13 protein-coding genes are annotated in these 16,710 nt (G+C 77.6%); 2 read left to right on the forward strand and 11 right to left on the reverse strand.

The genetic code is table 11. From position 1 onward, the window contains the following. Positions 1-115 precede the first annotated feature (115 nt). From ACI798_RS09790 to ACI798_RS09840, 11 genes are all read right to left on the reverse strand, one after another. The gene (locus ACI798_RS09790; protein ID WP_457047821.1) at positions 116-3,535 is read right to left on the reverse strand and encodes an ATP-dependent helicase; all 3,420 of its coding nucleotides are present in this window, start codon (positions 3,533-3,535) and stop codon (positions 116-118) included. A 16-nt stretch (positions 3,536-3,551) separates the two neighbouring features. Then, positions 3,552-6,740: an ATP-dependent helicase gene (locus ACI798_RS09795; RefSeq protein WP_457047822.1), complete on the reverse strand. Its 3,189-nt coding sequence runs from the start codon at positions 6,738-6,740 to the stop codon at positions 3,552-3,554. A 46-nt stretch (positions 6,741-6,786) separates the two neighbouring features. Then, entirely contained in the window at positions 6,787-7,323 is a 537-nt protein-coding gene (locus ACI798_RS09800) for a dihydrofolate reductase family protein (protein WP_457047823.1), read from the reverse strand. A gap of 18 nt (positions 7,324-7,341) precedes the next feature. Further along, positions 7,342-7,653 (reverse strand): MGMT family protein, encoded by a 312-nt coding sequence (locus ACI798_RS09805; RefSeq protein WP_456940986.1) that lies wholly within the window; start codon positions 7,651-7,653, stop codon positions 7,342-7,344. Continuing rightward, on the reverse strand, positions 7,650-8,570 hold the full coding sequence (locus tag ACI798_RS09810) for a hypothetical protein (RefSeq protein ID WP_457047824.1): 921 nt from the start codon (positions 8,568-8,570) through the stop codon (positions 7,650-7,652). Before ACI798_RS09810 ends, ACI798_RS09805 begins: the two co-directional genes overlap by 4 nt. 76 nt (positions 8,571-8,646) lie before the next feature. Beyond that, a complete protein-coding gene (locus ACI798_RS09815; RefSeq protein ID WP_456940983.1) occupies positions 8,647-9,237 on the reverse strand; it encodes a TIGR03086 family metal-binding protein in 591 nt (196 codons plus the stop codon). Between the two features lie 134 nt (positions 9,238-9,371). After that, the gene (gene moeZ, locus ACI798_RS09820) at positions 9,372-10,532 is read right to left on the reverse strand and encodes an adenylyltransferase/sulfurtransferase MoeZ (RefSeq protein ID WP_456940982.1); all 1,161 of its coding nucleotides are present in this window, start codon (positions 10,530-10,532) and stop codon (positions 9,372-9,374) included. A gap of 158 nt (positions 10,533-10,690) precedes the next feature. Then, positions 10,691-12,334: a hypothetical protein gene (locus tag ACI798_RS09825; RefSeq protein ID WP_457047825.1), complete on the reverse strand. Its 1,644-nt coding sequence runs from the start codon at positions 12,332-12,334 to the stop codon at positions 10,691-10,693. Continuing rightward, positions 12,331-13,236, reverse strand: coding sequence for an ATP-binding cassette domain-containing protein (locus ACI798_RS09830; protein ID WP_456940980.1), 906 nt, complete (start codon positions 13,234-13,236; stop codon positions 12,331-12,333). Before ACI798_RS09830 ends, ACI798_RS09825 begins: the two co-directional genes overlap by 4 nt. Before the next feature lie 110 nt (positions 13,237-13,346). Next, on the reverse strand, positions 13,347-14,147 hold the full coding sequence (locus ACI798_RS09835) for a DUF3152 domain-containing protein (protein WP_457047826.1): 801 nt from the start codon (positions 14,145-14,147) through the stop codon (positions 13,347-13,349). Between the two features lie 397 nt (positions 14,148-14,544). Next, positions 14,545-15,645, reverse strand: a complete 1,101-nt coding sequence (locus ACI798_RS09840; RefSeq protein WP_456940978.1) for an alpha/beta fold hydrolase — start codon at positions 15,643-15,645, stop codon at positions 14,545-14,547. A gap of 69 nt (positions 15,646-15,714) precedes the next feature. Here ACI798_RS09840 and ACI798_RS09845 point away from each other — a divergent pair, with 69 nt between their 5' ends. Beyond that, positions 15,715-16,356 (forward strand): TetR/AcrR family transcriptional regulator, encoded by a 642-nt coding sequence (locus ACI798_RS09845; protein WP_387991603.1) that lies wholly within the window; start codon positions 15,715-15,717, stop codon positions 16,354-16,356. A 111-nt stretch (positions 16,357-16,467) separates the two neighbouring features. Beyond that, positions 16,468-16,704 carry a DUF3107 domain-containing protein gene (locus ACI798_RS09850; RefSeq protein ID WP_387991600.1) on the forward strand — a complete coding sequence of 79 codons (237 nt, stop codon included), beginning with the start codon at positions 16,468-16,470 and terminating at the stop codon, positions 16,702-16,704. The last annotated feature ends 6 nt before the right edge of the window (positions 16,705-16,710 follow it).

Raw genomic sequence — 16,710 nt, forward strand, 5'->3', positions numbered from 1 at the left:
CCGCCCCCCCTCCCGCACGGCGCGGGCCCCCCCCCCCCGCCGGGGGGTGCGGCCGCCCCCCGCGGGGTGAGGGCGGGCCCCCGGGCGGCCCCGCGACGGCGAGGTCGCGGCGGCGTCAGCCGAGGTCGTCGTCGGGCGGCGGGGGCAGGTCGTCGTCGGGCTCGGGCGGCGGGGGCAGCTCGTCGTCGTCCGGCTCGGGCGGCAGGTCCTCGTGGCCGGCCTCGCCGGTGACGAGGGCGATCAGGCCGGCCTCGTCGAGCAGGTCGACCGGGCGCACGGTGACGCCCGCGGCGACGTGGTGGAAGCCCGCGCTCACCTTCTCCACCGGGACGCCGGTCAGCCGCGACCAGCCCAGCCGGTAGGCGGCCAGCTGCACCGCGGCCGCCGAGAGCTCCGCGCCCGACGGCGGCGGGCCGGTCTTCCAGTCGACGACCTCGAAGCCGCCGTCGCCGTCGGCGAAGACGGCGTCGATCCGGCCGCGCAGGGTGAGCGGGCCCAGCGGCGTCTCGAACGGCACCTCGACCTCGACCGGCTGCCGGTCGGCCCACGGGCTGGCGAGGAACGCCGCCTGCAGCGCGCCCAGCGCGCCGTCCGGTGCCGCCGCCTCGTCGCCCGAGCCGGGCAGCTCGTCGAGGTCGAGCAGCCGGGAGACGCCGAAGCGCTCCTCCAGCCAGGCGTGGAAGGCCGTCCCGCGGCGGGCCAGCGGCGCGGGCGCGGAGGGCATCGGCCGGCGCAGCCGGCGGGCCAGCTCGGCCGGGTCGCGGCGCAGCGCGACCAGCTCCGACACCGACAGGTGGCTGGGCAGCGGCACCTCGACGGTCGGGCGCGCGGTGCGGCGGCGCTCGCGCAGCAGCAGGTCGGCCTCGCGCACCCACTGCTCGACCTGCGGGTCGCCGGTGCCGAGCGCGGCCGCCGGGTCCAGCGGGTGCGGGGCGGCGCCCGCGACCAGCTCCGCGGCGGCGGTCAGTGCGCGGCGGCGCGGCGGGGACAGCGGGTCGGCCGGCCACACCCCGACCGGCCACTCCTCCAGCGCCGGGTTGGTCGCGCCCTCCTCCGGCCGCTCGGCCCAGGCGACGACGATGCCCGCCCCGGCGGTGCACGCCCGGCGGACGGTGTCGAGCAGCACCGACGGCCCGTTCGGCTTCACGCCCTCCCGCCACCAGCTGCCCGAGCACAGCAGCAGGTGCTTGGCGCGGGTGACCGCGACGTAGCCCAGCCGGATCTCCTCGGCCTCGCCGAAGGCCTTCCACTCCTCGACGTAGTCCTCGAGCGCCGCGCGCACCGCCGCCTGGTCGCCGGAGCCGGGCACCGGCAGCCGCAGCTGCGGCAGCTCGGCGCGGTCGGTGGTGCGCAGGTCGACCGGGATCGCGCCGGGGTCCTTGACCCAGGAGTCGCTGGTGTCGGTGCGCGAGGGGAACTGGTCGGCGGTCATGCCGGGCACGGCGACGACGTCCCACTCCAGGCCCTTGGCCGAGTGCACGGTGAGCAGCTGCACCGACTCGGGGTCGACCGCCACCTCGCCGGGCTCCAGGCCGCGCTCGCGCTCCTCGGCGTCGCGCAGGTACCCGAGGAACGCCGGCAGCGAGGGCAGCTCGGCCAGCTCGGTGAACTCGGCGGCGACGGCGTGCAGCGCGTCCAGGTGCGCCCGCGCCGCCCCGGGGCTCACGCCGGGCGTGCTGGCCAGCTCGGTCTCCAGGCTGAGGGTCCGGGCGACCTCGTCGACCAGGTCCGGCAGCGACTCCCCCAGCCGCCCGCGCAGGTGCGCGAGCTCCCCGCCGAGCCGCCGCAGCCGGCGGTAGGCCGCGCGCGAGTACGCGCCGGGGTCGCCGAGGTCGTCGAGCGCCTCGACGATGCTTCCCCGCTCGGAGCGCCGGACCGTCTCGTCGTCGTCCCGGTCCGGCCTGCGCGCGTGCACCAGCGTGCGGGCGCGGGCCTCCAGCGCCGCCAGGTCGCGCGGGCCGATCCGCCACCGGGCGCCGGTGAGCAGCCGGCCCAGGGCGTCGCCCGCGGAGGGGTCGACCAGCACGGTGAGGGTGGCGACGACGTCGGACACCTCGGGCACCTCGAGCAGCCCACCGAGCCCGACGACGGTCACCGGCAGCCCGCGGGCGCGCAGCGCGGCGGCGATGCCGGGCAGCTGCTTGCGGGTGCGGACGAGCACCGCCGTCGTCGGCGGGCGGCCGTCGGGCCGGGGCGGCAGCGCCGGGTCCTCGCCGCGCCAGCAGGCGGCCAGCCGGTCGGCGAGCGCCTCGGTCTCCTCGGCCACCGTCGTGTGCAGCCCGGCCAGCACGGTGCCGGGCCCGGCGCCCGGCCGGGCGGTGAGGTCCGGCAGCGCCACGACCGGCGCCGGCAGCAGCCCGGCGACGGCGTTGGCGACGTCGAGCACCGCGCCGTCGTTGCGCCAGCTCGTGGCCAGCGTGAGCCGCTCCGCCTTCCTGCCGCGGGCGCCCGGGAAGGTGCGGTCGAAGCGCTCGATCGTACCGGACGAGGCGCCGCGCCAGCCGTAGATCGACTGGCGGGGGTCGCCGACGGCGAGCACCGCGTGCCCGGTGGCCCGCCCGAACAGCGCCTCGAGCATCCGCAGCTGGCCGACGCTGGTGTCCTGGTACTCGTCGAGCAGCACGATCCGCCAGCGCGACCGCTCGCGGCGGCCCACCTCGGGCGCGGAGACGGCGATCCGCGCGGCCAGTGCGACCTGGTCGGAGTGGTCGATCGCACCGGCGGCGCGCTTGCGCCCCTCGAACGCCTCGACCAGCGGCAGCAGCGCCACCCGGGCGCGCTGCCGGGCGAGCATCTCGACGACCGGCTTGTAGGGGCCGCGCTTGCCCTTCGCGTCGGGGTAGCCGGCCACCTGCGCCTCCAGGCGCGCGGTCCAGGTCCGCAGCGCCGCGGGGCTGACGTCGTGCTCGCCGAGCTCGGCGGCCAGCGCCAGCACGTCCTCGGTGGTGGTCAGCGGGCTCAGCGGGACGTCGTCCATGTCGCCGGTCCAGCCGGACACGACGGCGGCCGCCTGCCCCCAGCACATGGCCGGGCCGAGCACGCCGGCGCCGGGCTCGACGCCGATGCGCAGCCCGTGCTCGGAGACCAGCGAGGCGGCGTACCCGTGGTAGGTCGAGACCGTCGGCATCGAGACCGCGAGCCGCTCCTTGAGCTGCGGGTCGGTCTGGGGGTGGCGGGCGAGGGCGCCCAGCCGCAGCCGGATCCGCTCGTTGAGCTCGCTGGCCGCCTTGCGGGTGAAGGTGAGCCCGAGGATCTCCTCCGGTGCGACCAGCTCGTTGGCGACCAGCCAGCACACGCGGGCGGCCATCGTCTCGGTCTTGCCCGACCCGGCCCCGGCGACGACGACCAGCGGCCGGTCGGCGGCCGCGGACACCACCCCGGCCTGCTCGGGCGAGGGCGCGTACGACAGCCCGCAGCGGGCGGCCACCTCGGCCGGGTCGAGCAGCCGCTTCGGCGCGACCGGCTCGGCGACCGCCGGGCCCAGGAGGTCGTCGAAGGAGAGCTGCTCGTCGGGCGTGGGCGCGCGCCGGCTCACCGGCGTCCCCGCCGCGTCACGCGGTGACCTGCCGGCCGCGCTCGTGCAGCGGGCAGCTGCGCCGCGCCGGGCACCGCCCGCAGTGGCTGCCGGTGCGCACCTCGAAGGTGGCCGCGCCCATGCCCTCGCCGACCTCGGCGACCAGCTGCCCCGCCCACGTCTCCCCCAGCGGCACGTCCGGCGGCAGCGCGTCCTGCGCCTGCTCCTTCGCCCTCGTGCCGGTACCCACCTGCAGCAGCGAGGCCCCGCCGGGCGCGGTGCCGTGGTCGCCGAACGCGCCGGCGGCCACCGCGACCTGGTAGGCGGCCAGCTGCCCGTGGGTGTCGACCTCCTTGGCGTGCGTGCGGCCGGTCTTGAGGTCGACGACGACCAGCCGGCCCGCCGCGTCGCGCTCCAGCCGGTCCACCTGGCCGCGGATGCGCGCCCGGCCGACGGTGACGTCGAAGTCGGCCTCGGCGGCCAGCAGCTCGCGGCGGTTGGCGGCGTGCCAGCCGAGGAAGCGCTCGAGCATGTCGCGGGCCGCGACCCGCTGCCGCTGGTCGGCCCAGCCGGGGCCGAGGTCGAGGGCGTCGAGCTCCTCGGCCAGCGCGGCCCGCGCCTCGGCGGGCGGCAGGCCCTCGGCCACCTTCTGCGCGACCGCGTGCACCGCCGAGCCGACCGTGCGGTGCGACTCCGGGGCGGCCTCGGCGCCGACCGCGCCCAGCACCCACTTCAGCGGGCAGCGCTGGAAGGTCTCGATCGCCGACGGGCGCACCCGCACCACCTCGTCGCCGGGCACCAGCGGGGCGTCGTCGGACAGCGGCGCCAGGCCCCACCAGTCCTCCGGGGACGCGCCGGGCACGCCCTCGGCGGCCAGCCGGCGCAGCACCGCCGCGGCCGCCGAGCGGCGGGCCGGCTCGGTCTGCGGGTCGCTGACCGCGCGGCGCAGCTCGGCCACCAGCGCGGGCAGGGTGAGCGAGCGGGGCAGCGGCGTGAGCGGCCGGCCGTCGTCCGGCGGCGGGACGACGAGGTCGAGGAACCGGGAGGCGGTGGCCCCGGCGTCGGGGCCGTCCAGCGCGCCCTCGACGGCGGTGACCACCAGCCGCTTCCGGGGCCGGGTGGCGGCGACGTAGAACAGCCGCCGCTCCTCGGCCAGCATCTGCGTGCGCCGGTCCACCGACGTGCCGTCGATGCCGGCGACCCGCTCGACCAGCAGCTCGGTGCCGAGCAGCGTGCCGCGGTCGCGCAGGTCGGGCCAGACGCCCTCCTGCACGCCGGCGACGCACACGACGTCCCACTCCAGGCCCTTGGACGCGTGCGCGGTGAGCAGCCGGACGGCGTCGGTGGCGGCGTCGCGCTCGGCGCCGGTGAGGCCGGGCAGCTCCTGGGCCGACAGGTGCTCGACGAACGCGCCGACGGTGGCCGACGGCAGCCGGTCGACGAACCCGGCCGCGGCGTCGAACAGCGCGACGACGGCGTCGAGGTCGCGGTCGGCGGCGGCGCCGGCGGCTCCCCCGGCGGCGCTGGCCCGCGCCCACCGGCCGGCCAGGCCGCTGCGCTGCCACATCGCCCACAGCACGTCCTCGGCCGACCCGTCGCGGGCGAGCGCGACCCGGCCGGCGGCGAGCACCGCGGCCACCCGGCGGGCCGGCCGGGCCACCGCGTCGGGCAGCTCCTCGAGCAGCGGCTCGTCGGCCAGGGCGGTGGCGAGCGGCGTGCCGCGCTCGTCGGCGTCGACGCCGCGCTGGGCCTGCGCGATCCGCACCGCCCGGCGCAGCCGGCGCAGGTCGAGGACGGTGGCGCCGCCGAGCGGGGAGGCCAGCAGCGCCTCGGCGCCGGGCTCGTCGAGGGCCAGCGCGCCGGGCTCGTCGCCGGGCCGGGGCAGCAGCGCGGTCAGCGCCGCCAGCAGCGGCGCGACGGCCGGCTGCGCGGCCAGCGGCAGGTCGTCGGTGGACACCTCGACCGGCACGCCCGCCGACGTCAGCGCGCGGCGCAGCGGGCCGATCGCCAGCACGGTGCGGACGACGACGGCCATGTCCGACCACGGGACGCCGTCGACGAGGTGGGCGCGGCGCAGGGTGTCGGCGACGTAGGCGGCCTCGACGGCGGCCGAGCCGAACACGTGCACCTCGGCGCGGCCCGCGTCGGCGCCGTCGACCGGCTGCAGGCGGCGGTGCTCCCACGGGCCGGGCAGCGCCTCGGCGACGCGGCGGCTGACGTCGAGCAGTGCCGGGCCCGAGCGGCGGCAGACGCCGAGCGAGAGCCGCTGCGCGGGCCGGCCGTCGACGGTGCGGAACCGGTCGGGGAACTCGACGATCCCGCGCGGCTCGGCACCGCGGAAGGCATAGATGGCCTGGTCGGGGTCGCCGACGACGACGAGGTCGCCACCGCCCCCGGCGAGGAGCTCCAGCAGCTCGACCTGCGCGGGGTCGGTGTCCTGGTACTCGTCGACGAACAGCCAGCGGGCCCGCGCGCGCTCCTGGCGCAGCAGCTCGGGGTCGTCCTCCAGCTCGGCGATCGCGGCCCGGACCAGCTCGGCGGGGTCGTAGCCGGAGGCGTCGCCGCCGCCGGCCGTGGAGAAGGCGGTGACCGCCTCGTACTGCTCCTGGAACGCCGCGGCGTGCAGCCACGCCTCCGTGCCGGTCTCCCGGCCCCACGCGGCCAGCAGCTCGGGGTCCACGCCGCGCTCGGTGGCCCGCAGCAGCAGCTCGCGCAGCTCGCCGCGGAAGCCGGCGGTGGCCAGCGCGGGCAGCAGCGACGCCGGCCAGCGCACCGCGCCCTCCCCGGCGAGGTCACCGCGCAGCAGCTCGGCGACGACGGCGTCCTGCTCGGCGGCGGTGAGCAGCCGGGGCGGGGCGTCGCCGCGCAGCAGCGCCGCCCGCCGCAGCACGCCGTACGCGTAGGAGTGGAAGGTGCGGGCCAGCGGCTCGCGGATGGTCCGGGCGACCCGCGCGGTGATGCGGGTGCGCAGCTCGGCGGCGGCCTTGCGGCTGAAGGTCAGGACCAGGACCTGCTCGGGGTCGACGCCGCGGTCGATGCGGGCGGCGACGGCCTCGACGATCGTCGTCGTCTTGCCGGTACCGGGGCCCGCGAGCACCAGCAGCGGGCCGCCGGCGTGGTCGACGACGGCCTGCTGGGTGGGGTCCAGCCGCGGCGGCGCCACCGGTTCCCGGTGCGGCTGCACGAGCCGGTAGACCGGCGCACCCTCGTCCCCCCGCAGTGCCACCCTCCGATGACACCACGACTCACCGACATCGCCGCGGAGCCCTTCGTCACGCGGGCGGGTACCGCACCCGGTACCAGTGCTCGGTCTCGCCGGGGAGTCGGTCCAGCAGCACCTGTGTCCCGCCGGGGTGCTCGAACACCCGGACGCCGTCGCCGAGCAGGACCGGCGCGAAGAACAGCAGCACCTCGTCGAGCAGCCGCGCCTCGATCAGCTGCCGGGCGACGTCGGCGCCCAGGGCGTTGACGTAGTCGTCCCCCGCCGCCTCGCGGGCGAGGTCGACGGCGCGGTGCAGGTCGCCGGTGAAGGTGACGCCGTCGGGCGCCTCGGCGGGCGGCCGGTGGGTGAGGACGACGACCGGCCCGGACCACTGGCCGCCGAAGGCGCCCTCCTGATCGGTGCCCCGGTTCGGGTCGTCGCCGCCGAACGTGCGGGCGCCGACCAGCATCGCGCCGACGCGGGTGACCAGCCGGTCCGCCGTCGGGTTCGGGTCGCCCAGGTGCGGGGTCAGCCAGGACATGTCGCCGCCCGGGCCGGCGATGAAGCCGTCCAGCGACGCGGTCGCGGAGTACAGCAGCCGAGCCACGGGTCCCCTCTCGTGCGTTCAGGGCCAGGCGACGGCGGCCAGGTCCACCCGGCCGTCGCGCACCGGCACGCCCTCCCCGGCCAGGAGCTCCAGCTGGCGCACCCGCACGGGCTCGGCGCAGGTGCCGTCGGCGCGGACCACCCGGTACCAGGGCACGGCCGCCCCGCCGCCCCCGCCGGACAGCGCGCGGGCCACCCGCCGGGGCCCGACGCCGACCAGCCGGCCAATCGCCCCGTAGGTGCTCACCCGGCCCGGCGGGATCGAGTCGACGGCGTCGTACACCGCCTCGTCGACGTCGGCGGGGTCCGGCTCGGCCGGCCCCGGGCTCACAGGCGGTAGTCGCTGTTGGCCTGCCACCAGGCGTAGAGCGCGGCGAGGTCGGCCTGCGTGCCACCCGGCGCCCCGACGATGCCCTCGACGAGCGCCGCGTCGTCGGTCCAGGTGATGACCACCGCGTTGTTCTCGGTGTCGATGGCGCACGCCACCAGGCCGCTGTTGGTCCCGCCGCCCCACGAGCCGATGCCGGTCGTCGCGCTGCAGTCCTGGCCCTCGGGGAGCTGCGACAGCCCCTGCCCCGAGGCGTCGTTCGTGAACACCGAGTCCATCGTCGCCTGGTCGGGGTACCGGAAGAACTCGGCCTGCGTCGGGCCGGGCTGGGTGGTGCTCGCGCCGCACGACGCGTGGGCGATGTCGCCGTCCCCGGCGAGCGGGGCCTCCGTGCAGTCGGTGAAGTCGGCCGGGAGGATCGCCAGCAGGTCACCGCCGGACCCGGCCCCACCCGTCGGCGACGGCGCGCTGGTGGTCGACGACGGCGCACTCGAGGACGGGCGCGGCGACGTGCTGGTCGGCGCGCCGGCCGACGAGGTCGTGGCGCCGGCCGCGGGGGCCGGGTCGTCGTCCCGGAGGACGACGAACAGGACGACCGCGGCGGCGACCACGAGGACCAGGGCGGCGACGAGGCCGATGACCAGTCCGCGCCGGTTGCGTCCCGGTCCCGGGCCCCCGGGCTGCCCATACGGGCCCGGCTGCCCGTACTGACCGGGCTGCCCCTGGCCGTACTGACCGGGCTGCCCGTACTGACCGGGCTGCCCCTGGCCGTACTGACCGGGCTGGCCGTACTGGCCCGGCTGGCCGTACTGGCCCGGCTGACCCTGGCCCGGCTGCCCGTACTGACCGGGCTGGCCCGGCTGGCCCGGCTGGCCCGGCTGGCCCGGCTGGCCGGGGGGACCGTAGGGCGGCTGACTCATGGGGACCTCCTGCAGACGTGCTCCGGAGGATAGGGAGACGTCGCGTCCGGCAGGCCCTCCTGACGCGTCGCGGGGGCTACGCCCGGCGGCCGAAGCGGGCCAGCAGCCGCTGCTGCGGGGCGGCGCCGTCGGGCAGCTCGACCGCCGGGGCGAACAGGCCGGGCACGCCGTCGTCGGGCAGCCGCCCGGCCAGTGCCTCCGCGGCGCGGACCAGCGCCGGGTCCAGGGCCTCGTCGCCGCCGGTGGCGCGGGCGAGGTCCCAGGCGTGCACGGTGAGGTCGGCGGTGAGCTCCTCGACGTACTCGCGCGCCGGCGTCGGGCCGCGGCTGAGGTGGACGGTGCCGGCGGTCAGGTCAGCGGTGGCGACCGCGGCCAGCGCCTCGTCCGCGACGGTCTCCCACGCGGTGAGCGGGTCGTCCCCGAGCAGGGCGTCGGTCCCGGACGGCACGCGCGCGGCGACGTCGTCGAGGGGCTCGCCGGCCAGCAGGCCGGGCACCCAGTACGCCTCACCGACCAGGTGCGCGACGAGGTCGGCCACGGTCCAGCCGGGCAGCGCCTCGAGGTCCCACTGCCCCGGCTCGACCGCGTCGACGCGGTCGGTGAACGTGGCCTGGGCGCGCTGGAAGAGCTCCAGCAGCTCGGTCGGTGACGTCGTCGGCTCGGGCACCGGACCAGTCAACACGGACGCCGAGGGCCCGGCACCCGTGACGGGTGCCGGGCCCTGGCCACGTCCTGGAACGGCCCTCCTGCAGGGTCCCGCCCCGAGCGACAGCGAGGGGTGGGGGGCAGGAGGGTCCTTCGTCAGTACGTGGGCAGCGCCTTGTCGATGCGGGTCGCCCACGCCGTCACGCCGCCCTGGACGTGCACGGCGTCCCGGAAGCCGGCGTTCTTGACCGCGGCGAGCACCTCGGCCGAGCGGACGCCGGTCTTGCAGTGCAGCACGATCGGCTTGTCGTTCGGCAGCTGCGACAGGGCGCGGCCGGAGAGGATCTCGTCCTTGGGGATGAGCGTCGCGCCCGGGATCGAGACGATCTCGTACTCGTTGGGCTCGCGGACGTCGATCAGCTCGAAGTCCTTGCCCGCGTCCATCATGTCCTTGAGCTCGTCGACGGTGATCGTCGAGCCCGCGGCCGCCTCCTGGGCCTCGACCGAGACGACGCCGCAGAAGGCCTCGTAGTCGATGAGGCCGGTGATCGGCTCGGCCTCCGGGTCCTTGCGGACCTTGATGGTGCGGAAGGTCATCTCCAGGGCGTCGTAGACCATGAGCCGGCCGAGCAGCGTCTCGCCGATGCCGGTGATCAGCTTGACCGCCTCGGTGGCCTGGATGGCGCCGATGGTCGCGCAGAGGACGCCGAGCACGCCGCCCTCGGCGCAGGAGGGCACCATGCCGGGCGGCGGCGGCACCGGGTACAGGTCGCGGTAGTTGGGCCCGTGCTCGTTCCAGAAGACCGAGACCTGCCCGTCGAACCGGTAGATCGAGCCCCACACGTAGGGCTTGCCCAGCAGCACGCACGCGTCGTTGACCAGGTAGCGCGTGGCGAAGTTGTCGGTGCCGTCGACGATGAGGTCGTACTGGCCGAAGATGTCGAGGACGTTGTCGCTGTCCAGGCGCGTCTCGTGCAGCCGGACGTCGATCAGCGGGTTGATCTCCTTGATGGAGTCGCGCGCGCTCTCGGCCTTCGACCGGCCGACGTCGGACTGCCCGTGGATGATCTGGCGCTGCAGGTTCGACTCGTCGACGACGTCGAACTCGACGATGCCCAGCGTGCCGACGCCCGCGGCGGCCAGGTACATGAGCACCGGCGAGCCCAGGCCGCCGGCGCCGACGGCGAGCACCTTGGCGTTCTTGAGTCGCTTCTGCCCGTCCATCCCGACGTCCGGGATGATCAAGTGGCGGCTGTAGCGGCGGACCTCGTCGATGGACAGGTCGGCGGCGGGCTCCACCAGGGGTGGCAGGGACACGCTTGCTCCTCGGGGGTCGCGGACTCCGGCCCTGGCCGGTGTTTCGTGCGCACAACAGCGTGACAGGACGCGTTGTTCCCCGGCCCGGAGGTCCCCGGCCCCGGAGGTCCCCAGCCCCGGAGGTCCCCAGCCCCGGAGGTCCCCAGCCCCGGAGGTCCCTAGCCCTGGAGGTCCCGGCGGGCGTAGCGGGCCAGCCCGGCGGCCGCCAGCACCGCCGCGACGGCGAGCATCCCGGCCGCGCCCGCGACGTCGAGCGGCTCGGCGGGCACGGCCGCGAGGTGCGCGAACGGCGAGACGTCCCGGATCCACCCCGGCCAGCGGAAGCTGTCGGCCAGGACCAGGAGCAGGTAGCCGCCGGCCGCCGGCAGCACGCCGACGGCGAGCACCGCCGAGGGCAGCCAGCCGAGCGCGAACAGCGCCGCACCCAGGCACAGCAGGGCCACCGGGACGACGGACAGCGCGCCGGCCAGCGCCTCGCCGGGACCGAGGCCTGCGCCGACCCAGGCGGCGCCCGCCCAGGTCGCCGTCCCCGCGGCCGCGGCGACGACGACGGCGCCGGCCGCGACCGCCGCCGTCTCCCACGCCATCCAGCGGACCCGCCCGACCGGCCGGCTGTAGAGCAGGGTGAGCCGGCCCGCGGTCTCGTCGGCGGCGACGGCGGCGACCCGCGCGGCGGCGTACGCCCCGACGGGCACCGCCAGCAGGGTGAACAGCGAGGCCGCGTAGCCCTGCACCGAGGCCAGCCGGTCGAACCCGGCGGCGGCCGCCATGTCCGCGAAGACCGGGTTCTGCCGCAGGAAGTCGACCATCGCGGTGGCCAGCAGGCCGATGAGCAGGAAGTAGGCGGCGACGCCGAGGGACCAGGTCGCCGTCGCCCGCCGGGTGCGGTGCACCGCGAGCCCGGGCAGCGAGCGCAGCAGCCGGCTGGGGGCGTGCGCCCGGTCGGCCGGGCGCCACCGGCCGGCGCCGACGTCGCGCGCCCCGGACACGACGGTGGCCAGGACGGCGGGCACCGCCACGAGGACCGCGAGCACGAGCAGCGGCGCCCACCGGTCGGAGGCGTAGGGCGCCACACGGCCGAGCAGCCCGAACGGGCTCCCCCACTGCAGCCAGGACAGCGAGGGGACGCCGTCGCCCACCATCCGCGCCAGCAGGCCGGCGAGCACGACGGCGACCGCGAGGCCCGTGGCGGAGCGCCGCTCGGCCAGCAGCTGCCCGGCCAGCACGCCGAGCGCGCCGCCGGCCATGGTGGTGCCGCCCACGAGCGCACCGAACAGCGCCGCCCCGGCCGGCGCCGTCCCGGCGAGCAGCATCCCCGCGACGACGGCGGCGCCGACCACCGCGCCCGCCGCGAGCAGGACCCCGAGCGCGGTCCGGACCAGCGCGGCGAGCCGGAGTCGGCCGGCGAGCAGGAGGTCGGCCCGCCCGGCCTCCTCCTCGCCGCGGGTGAGCCGCGTCCCGGCCAGTGCCGCCCAGATGCCGGCCAGCACGAGCGCGACCGTGCCGGTGCGCCAGACGGTGAAGCCGCCGGCGTCGTCGAGGGCCAGCGGGGGCCCGAAGAGGGTGCGGATCGCGGGGTTGTCGGCCAGCGCGGCCAGCGAGTCCAGGCCGACCGCGCCGCTGAGCGTCGACTCGTACTGCTGTGCGACGAAGGCGGCCAGCCCACCGCACAGCACCGCGACGACCACCGTCCCCCGGCGCACGGACCGGACCGCCAGCCGCCGGACGGCCGTCCCGGGCCGCGCCGCGGCCGCGGGCACCCGCCGGCCGGCGTCCGCGCGCGACGCGGTGCGCGTGGTCACGCCGCCCGCCCGTAGTAGTCGAGGAAGATCTCCTCCAGCGACGGCTCGCGGACGTCGAGGCGCACGACGTCGGCGTCACCGAGGACGCGCAGCACCGGGCCGGGCGGGCCGGTGAGCGCGAGGGTGACCTCCAGCGGCGTCGTCCACCGCACGTCGGCCACCCCGGGCAGCTCGGCGAGCCGCGCGAGGCCGGGCGCGGGACCGCCGAGCTGCACGGTCACCTCCGAGCGGCGCAGCCGGCGCAGCTCCGCCAGGCCCGCGACCTCGACCAGCCGGCCGGCCCGCAGGATGCCGACCCGGGTGCACACCGCCTCGACCTCGGCCAGCTGGTGGGAGCTGAGGAAGACCGTCTGCCCGCGGGCGGAGGCCTCGGCGATGCAGGTGCGGAACTCCCGCTCCATCAGCGGGTCCAGGCCGCTGGTCGGCTCGTCGAGGACCAGCAGCGGGGCCCGCGTGGCGAACGCGGCGACGAGGGCGACCTTCTGCCGGTTGCCCGTGGAGTAGGCGCGGGCGCGCTTGCCGACGTCGAGGGCGAACCGCTCGACCAGCTCGTCGCGGTGGGCGGGGTCGGTGCCCGGGCCCACCCCGGCCAGCAGGTCCAGGCACTCGCGGCCGGTCAGCGACGGCCACAGGGCGACGTCGGCCGGCACGTACGCGAGGTGCCGGTGCGCCTCCTCGACGTCGGCCGCCGGGTGCCCGAACACCTCGGCCCGGCCGGTCGTCGGGCGCAGCAGCCCGAGCAGCATCCGGACGGTGGTGGACTTGCCGGCCCCGTTGGGCCCGAGGAAGCCGAAGACCTCACCCGGCGGGACGGTCAGGGAGAGGTCGACGACCGCGTCGGTGGCGCCGAAGCGCTTGCCGAGGGAGTCGAGCAGCACGGCGGGGACGTCCGGAGTCGTCATGGCGCTCCGATCGGGTCGTCGGGATCACGACTGCCGACCAGACTTCCCGGCGCACCGGCTCCGGAGCGTAGCCCCGCCCCGCGCCCGGCGGGAGGGTCCCGCGCCCCTGGTCAGGGGAAGGGCCACGCGTTCTTGACGCACCCCTCGAGGCCGAGGGTCTGCTGCTGCATCACGGGCGCGACCTGGCCGGGGCCGGAGCAGGCCTGGTGGCCGTTGCCCAGCGCGTGCCCGACCTCGTGGTTGACGACGTACTGGCGATAGGTGGCGACGTCGCCCTGGTAGTGGGGGACGGCGGTCTCCCAGCGGGCAAGGTTGATGACCGCCCGCTCGCCGTAGCGGCAGGAGGTGTAGCCGCCGGTGCCCACGCCGGGGCAGTAGCGCTCCATGCTCCCGGGGCTGACCAGGCTGACCCGGAAGTCGTAGGCGCCGGCGTCGGTGGCGTCCACGCGCTGGAAGGACATCCGGCCGCCGTTCCCCCACGAGCGGGGGTCGCCGAGCGTGGCCTCCACCGCGGCCGCGAAGGCCGCGCCGTCCACGCCGATACCGTCCTCGACCTCGACGACGAAGCGCTGCAGCGGGCCGGTGCCGTAGACCCCCGAGCTGCCGGGCACGACCGCCACGGTGCCCGCACCCTGCTCCACGTACGTGCCGGCCGCCGGCGCCGGGAGGCCGGTCGGGTTGGCGTCGCCCTCCGCGGGCGCGGTGGGCGTGGGGGTGTCCGCCGGGGTCGCGCTCGGCGTCGAGGAGGCCGACGGGGGCGAGGTCGCCGGCGAGGAGGCCACCGACCCGGTGCTGCCGGCGGTCGCGCCCACCCGGGCGGGCGTGCCCGGGCCGACGAGGTCGAGCACCGTCAGCACGGTGGCCACGACGAGCAGCGGGATCGCGTAGGCGCGCCAGCCCCACCGGGTCACGAACCGGCGCACCGGGCCGCGCGGGCGCCGCCGGTTCCGGGCGGCGCGGCGGCCGGCGCCGGGGCGCGCCTCGGGCGCCGCGGGCCTCGGGGGCCGGGGCCGCACCGGCGCGTCACGGCGGTCGGCCGCGGGCGACGGCGGGCGGGAGGGCAGCGGCGGCAGCGGAGGGAGGCCGCGAGCCGGTTCCCTCCCGGTCCGGGCCCCGGAGGACCGGCCGGGCGGAGGACCTGCCACGGTGCCGCCTCCTCGCCGTGTCGGGCCTCGCGGCCGCGGGGCCGCCGGTCGTCCTTCCGGTCACGCAGTGTCGCGGGCGGCGTCACCGCGCGTCCAGGTGAGGTTCTCACGCGTCACACGAGACCCGTGCGACCCGCTGGTGGCGCGTCGCGCACGGCCCGGCTCAGCCCGCGCGGGCCTCCGGCTCGTCGTCGTCCCCGGCCTCCACGGTGCCGTCGCGAGCCCCGGCACCGGTCCCGGCGTCGATGTCCTCGAGCAGGCCGAGCACCGCCCGGGCGGTCTCCTCCGGCGCCTCGAGCATCGCCACGTGGCCGACGGTCTCCAGCACCAGCAGCCGCGCGTCGGGGACGGCCGCCGCCAGCCGCGGGGCCAGTCGCGGGTCGACCAGCCGGTCGCGGTCGCCCCAGACCACCAGCGTCGGCATCCGCAGCGCGCGGGCCAGCCGCCAGGCGTTGGCCCGGCCGACCCGCAGGTAGGAGGTGATCAGGCCGCGCATGCTGCGGGTCAGCGCCCGGTTCGCCCACTCCTGCCGCGCCCGCTCCCGGGTCTCCTCGACGGCGGCGTCGATCCGCCCCGGCGGCACCCGCGCGGGCTCGCCGAAACACATCTGCAGCATGCCGCGCACCGACTGCTCCGGCGTCACGCCGGCCAGCCGCCGCTCGGCGATGGTCGGCACGCCCGGCAGCAGGAGCAGCAGCAGCGCCCGGCCGAAGGCCTGCGGCACGCGGTAGACCGGCATCGCCGGGGAGACCAGCGTCAGGGACGCGACGAGGTCCGGCCGGCGGGCGGCCACCAGCAGGCTGACGAGGCCGCCGAGGCTGTTGCCGAGCAGGTGCACCGGCGCGCCCTGCCCGTCGCCGGGCTGGTCCCGGACGTGCTCGAGGACGTCGACCACCGCGCGCACGTGCCCGCGGACGGAGTACGACCCGCCGGTCGGCGGCTGGGAGCGGCCGAACCCCGGCAGGTCCACCGCCCACCCGGCGCAGCGGACGGCGAGCAGCGCCGCCAGGTCGGTCCAGTTGGTGGACGCGCCGCCGAGGCCGTGGACGTACAGCGCCCGCTCGCGCGGCGCCCCGGGCGGTCCGGCCCAGGGGGTGGTGCGGACGTACACGCTGCCGCCGCTGACCGGCAGCTCCTCGCCGGGCCAGGCGTCCGGCGGGGGGCCGGCGAGGGGCAGGGGCGCCGTCGACAGCCGGGCGGTGGACGACGGGGCGATCGACGGGGGCGCCGGCGGGCGGCGGCGCACACGACGGACCTCGGGCACGCGGCGAACGGTATGCCAGCCGGAGGTGCCGCGTGGAGCGGGTGACCCGCCGGTAACATCCCCGGGACCATGCAGTCCTCCCGACCGGCCCCCGTCCGCCGCACGTCGCGGCTCCCCCGCGGCGCCCGGCGGCTGCAGCTGCTGCAGGCCGCGCAGGAGGTCTTCGTCGCGCACGGCTTCCACGCCGCCGCGATGGACGACATCGCCGACCGCGCCGGCGTCAGCAAGCCCGTCCTCTACCAGCACTTCCCGGGCAAGCGGGAGCTGTACCTGGCGCTGCTCGAGCAGCAGGTCACCGAGCTCACCGACCGGGTGCGCGAGGCGATGGCCGGCACCGAGGACAACCGGCAGCGCGTGCACGGCGCCGTCGGCGCGTACTTCGACTTCATCGACGCCGAGGGCGGCGCGTTCCGGCTGGTCTTCGAGTCCGACCTGCGCAACGACGACGACGTGCGGGCCCTGGTCGACCGCGGCAACCGGGCCTGCGTCGAGGCGATCGCCGAGGTGATCGCCGGCGACACCGGCAGCTCGCCGGAGCAGGCGCACCTGCTGGCCTCGGGGCTGACCGGCCTGGCCGAGACCAGCGCCCGCTGGTGGCTGGCGCAGAAGGGCACGGTGTCCCGCGACGAGGCGGTGTCGCTGATGTCCGCGCTGGCGTGGCGGGGCATCTCGCGCTTCCCGCGGGTCGAGGGCGAGCCGGCCGCGGGCTGATCCGGTCCCGTCCCGGGCCTGTTCGCTGAGGGCACAGGCGCACGCCGGGGCCGGGCACCCCGCGCTGGACTAGCGTGGTCGGCAGCCGTGCAACCCGAGGAGGCATCCCCCGTGGAAGTCAAGATCGGTGTCCAGCACTCCCCCCGGGAGCTGGTCGTCGACAGCCCGAAGACCCCTGACGAGATCGCTGCCGACGTGGCCGCCGCCGTGTCCGGCGGCACGAAGGACGGGCTGTTGACCCTGGAGGACGAGCGGGGCCGCCGCGTCCTCGTCCCGGTCGACCGGATCGCCTACGTCGAGATCGCCCAGGCCGACCAGCGCCGGGTGGGCTTCGTCGCCGGCGCCTGAGACCCC

It is taken from the genome of Geodermatophilus sp. SYSU D01045, assembly GCF_054050295.1.

Excerpts from the sequence above, each read along its gene's own strand:
- ACI798_RS09810 (WP_457047824.1), bottom strand. The coding sequence starts at position 8,570 with ATGAGTCAGCCGCCCTACGGTCCCCCCGGCCAGCCGGGCCAGCCGGGC.
- ACI798_RS09845 (WP_387991603.1), top strand. The coding sequence starts at position 15,715 with ATGCAGTCCTCCCGACCGGCCCCCGTCCGCCGCACGTCGCGGCTCCCC.
- ACI798_RS09830 (WP_456940980.1), bottom strand. The coding sequence starts at position 13,236 with ATGACGACTCCGGACGTCCCCGCCGTGCTGCTCGACTCCCTCGGCAAG.